Source organism: Shewanella marinintestina, assembly GCF_023283845.1.
GTDB classification, from domain to species: domain Bacteria; phylum Pseudomonadota; class Gammaproteobacteria; order Enterobacterales; family Shewanellaceae; genus Shewanella; species Shewanella marinintestina.
This window is the reverse complement of the sequence record NZ_JAKILC010000036.1, coordinates 1-3,193: the sequence shown is the minus strand read 5'-3', so window position 1 is coordinate 3,193 and position 3,193 is coordinate 1. Positions and strand designations below refer to the sequence as shown.

Here is a 3,193-nt window from a genome sequence, read left to right as displayed (position 1 = left end):
TGAAAAGAATGGTGGTCGATACTGGGCTCGAACCAGTGACCCCCTCCTTGTAAGGGAGGTGCTCTCCCAGCTGAGCTAATCGACCTGGGATTTCATAATGTTTTAATTCTTTATGAAAAGAATGGTGGTCGATACTGGGCTCGAACCAGTGACCCCCTCCTTGTAAGGGAGGTGCTCTCCCAGCTGAGCTAATCGACCTGGGATTTACACAATGATTTAATTCTTTATGAAAAGAATGGTGGTCGATACTGGGCTCGAACCAGTGACCCCCTCCTTGTAAGGGAGGTGCTCTCCCAGCTGAGCTAATCGACCTCGCTGTGTGGGGCCGTATTATAGGGAGGAACGATCTACTGTCAACGCTTTTTTCAGATAAAATAACGACTACGGTTCAATTTTGCGCGTGTTGCTGCATAGTTAATCAGAAGCGTACCGTCTAAAGCTATAACTGGCTAAAAGTTAGCTTAACAAATCGTTGTCGGACGACTTCGTTTTATTCTAATGCTGAGTATACGGAGTAATTCTTATATTAAAAAGTATGCATTTGTTCATTGTCGAATTTAAAAAAGTATCTTTAGATAGATAAGTGTTGGTTGTTTTTGTGTTGTCGAGGGAGTTTACACTGCGAAGATAAAGGCTTACTTTTTGGTAAGGCGGCTCGGTATGCAACAATCTGGTTTGGAATTCTTACATTATAGAAGCAACACTCAACGGTTCCTCTTTCGTTGTTTGGCTTACTTCAAACACACAACGCTTGTAGTAAAGTTAATTAGCGACAAACAATCCTTACTAGTTCAATAGGCTTATATCGATACTGCTATTTTTTACTTTCACGCAGTTCGAAATGGTTACTCATTTTTTCATCCTTTACCCTTGTGACTAGTGTTTCTGCGAAACGGTAGAGATAAAAGAGTGAAAAACGGTTGTAGAAGAGTGAAACGTTAAGCTTCTGCTTAGCAACGAGCAACGAGCAACGAGCAATGAAAAATGCAGTAAAGAGTTATCACTCATCGTTAAAATGCTGGCGGTGTTATTTGAGAGGGTAGTAGAGTACCTATATAGAAGTGTATCTGTTTTAGATCAATGATGAGGACCCATATGCTGTTATAACGTATTACTACATCGCAAACAGATTCACTCTGAACCATAGCTCATGTTCGTTAAACGCCCAGCTTGTTATTGGTTGCCTTTATATAAGCAGGTTAGTGTGGCTTGAGAATTACCTTCTGTTGATACTTTTATTGTGAAAGGGCGTATCAAGAGATAATACAAGTGATGGTTTGAGAGTAGTGCTGAGGTGGTAATTGAGTGTTTGATGCACTGGTTTATGCCACAAAATGCACCATAAAACAGTAGATCTATTTTCCCTAGCTCTTTTGGCTGTTAGAATATGCGCCACATTCATTAGTACAGTCTATTATTTAGGCTTTCTACATAGGTCAATGTCCATTATGACAGTTAAGACGCGTTTTGCTCCAAGCCCTACCGGCTTTTTGCACGTTGGTGGTGCTCGTACAGCACTTTATTCATGGTTATATGCACGCGCAAACCAAGGTGAGTTTGTGCTACGTATCGAAGATACCGATATTGAGCGTTCAACTCCAGAAGCGTGCGCAGCAATTTTAGAAGGTATGGAATGGCTTAACCTGAATTGGGATGAAGGTCCTTACTATCAGACCAAGCGTTTTGATCGTTACAACGAAATCATTGCACAGATGTTAGAGCAGGGCACTGCATATAAGTGTTACTGTAGCCGTGAGCGTATTGAGACAATGCGTGAAGAGCAAGCTGCTAATGGCGAACAACAAAAGTATGATGGTTGTTGTCGTGATAAAGCACCACGTGATACTGATGAGCCATTTGTTGTGCGTTTCAAAAACCCAACAGAAGGTAGCGTTGTATTTGACGATCACGTACGTGGCCGCATTGAATTTGCAAACAATACTCTAGATGATTTGATCATCGCTCGTACTGAAGGTACTCCTACTTATAACTTCTGTGTAGTTGTTGACGATTGGGATATGGGGATCACCTGTGTTGTTCGTGGTGAAGACCATATCAACAATACACCACGCCAGATCAATATTCTTAAAGCATTAGGTGCACCAGTACCTGAGTATGCTCATGTATCGATGATTTTAGGTGATGATGGCGCTAAGCTTTCTAAGCGTCATGGCGCAGTTGGTGTTATGCAGTACCGCGATGATGGTTACTTACCTGAAGCACTACTTAACTATTTAGTGCGTTTAGGTTGGTCTCATGGTGATCAAGAAGTGTTCTCTATTGATGAGATGAAGCAATTCTTTAGTCTTGATGATATCAACAAAGCCGCTTCTGCTTTTAATACAGATAAGCTGATTTGGTTAAACCAGCACTATATTAAAGAATCTGATCCAGAATATGTGGCTTCACATCTTGAATGGCACATGGCTGATCAAAACATTGATACAAGTAATGGTCCAAAACTATCTGAAGTTGTTTCTGCATTATCAGAACGTGCAAAGACACTAAAAGAACTTGCAGCTTCTAGCCGTTACTTCTTTGAAGATTTCGCAGAGTTTGACGAAACAGCAGCTAAGAAACACTTAAGAGGTGTTGCACTAGAGCCACTGCAGTTATTCCAAACTAAATTAGCTGGGCTAAATGAGTGGACTTTAGAAGCTATTCATCAAGCAATTGAAGATACTGCTGCTGAATTAGAAGTCGGCATGGGTAAAGTGGGGATGCCATTACGTGTAGCTGTAACAGGCGCAGGTATGTCTCCTGCTGTTGATTTAACCATATTCTTGGTTGGAAAGGCCCGCACAGAGCAAAGAATCTCCAAAGCGATTGAATTTGTAGCAAATAGAATAAATTCGTAAAAAACGGGTTGACTCTTTTGGGTGCGCTGCATAGAATGCGCCACGCAGTTGAGACACAGCCAACGAATCGTTCGCGGTGCACTCAAAAGTGATTTAGTTAGTGAGGGGCCTTAGCTCAGCTGGGAGAGCGCAACACTGGCAGTGTTGAGGTCAGCGGTTCGATCCCGCTAGGCTCCACCATCTAACTAATTTAAAGCGTTAAATCTTAGCCTACAGGGTTTAACGAGTATTCACTCTTTGCAGAGTCTAATGCAGTCCGGGTCCCCATCGTCTAGAGGCCTAGGACACCGCCCTTTCACGGCGGTAACAGGGGTTCGAATCCCCTTGGGGATACC

The 3,193-nt window shown here is 42.4% G+C and carries 1 protein-coding gene and 5 tRNA genes; 3 read left to right on the top strand and 3 right to left on the bottom strand.

The features are described from left to right. Nucleotides 1–9: 9 nt before the first annotated feature. From L2747_RS21280 to L2747_RS21270, 3 genes are all read right to left on the bottom strand, one after another. Nucleotides 10–85: transfer RNA gene (locus L2747_RS21280), tRNA-Val, on the bottom strand. Between the two features lie 37 nt (nt 86–122). Continuing rightward, nucleotides 123–198, bottom strand: a tRNA-Val gene (locus tag L2747_RS21275). Between the two features lie 38 nt (nt 199–236). After that, nucleotides 237–312 (bottom strand) — tRNA-Val (locus tag L2747_RS21270). A 1,136-nt stretch (nt 313–1,448) separates the two neighbouring features. Between L2747_RS21270 and gltX the strand changes: the two genes are divergently transcribed. The 3 genes from gltX to L2747_RS21255 all read left to right on the top strand — a co-directional run bounded on the left by gltX (nt 1,449) and on the right by L2747_RS21255 (nt 3,191). Beyond that, nucleotides 1,449–2,858, top strand: coding sequence for a glutamate--tRNA ligase (gltX, locus tag L2747_RS21265; protein ID WP_249000913.1), 1,410 nt, complete (start codon nt 1,449–1,451; stop codon nt 2,856–2,858). A 104-nt stretch (nt 2,859–2,962) separates the two neighbouring features. Beyond that, a tRNA-Ala gene (locus L2747_RS21260) sits at nt 2,963–3,038 on the top strand. Nucleotides 3,039–3,118: 80 nt separating this feature from the next. Continuing rightward, nucleotides 3,119–3,191 (top strand) — tRNA-Glu (locus L2747_RS21255). Nucleotides 3,192–3,193 lie beyond the last annotated feature (2 nt).

Bases quoted from the DNA above. Each gene is read 5' to 3' on its own strand.
- gltX (WP_249000913.1), top strand. From the start codon at position 1,449: ATGACAGTTAAGACGCGTTTTGCTCCAAGCCCTACCGGCTTTTTGCAC.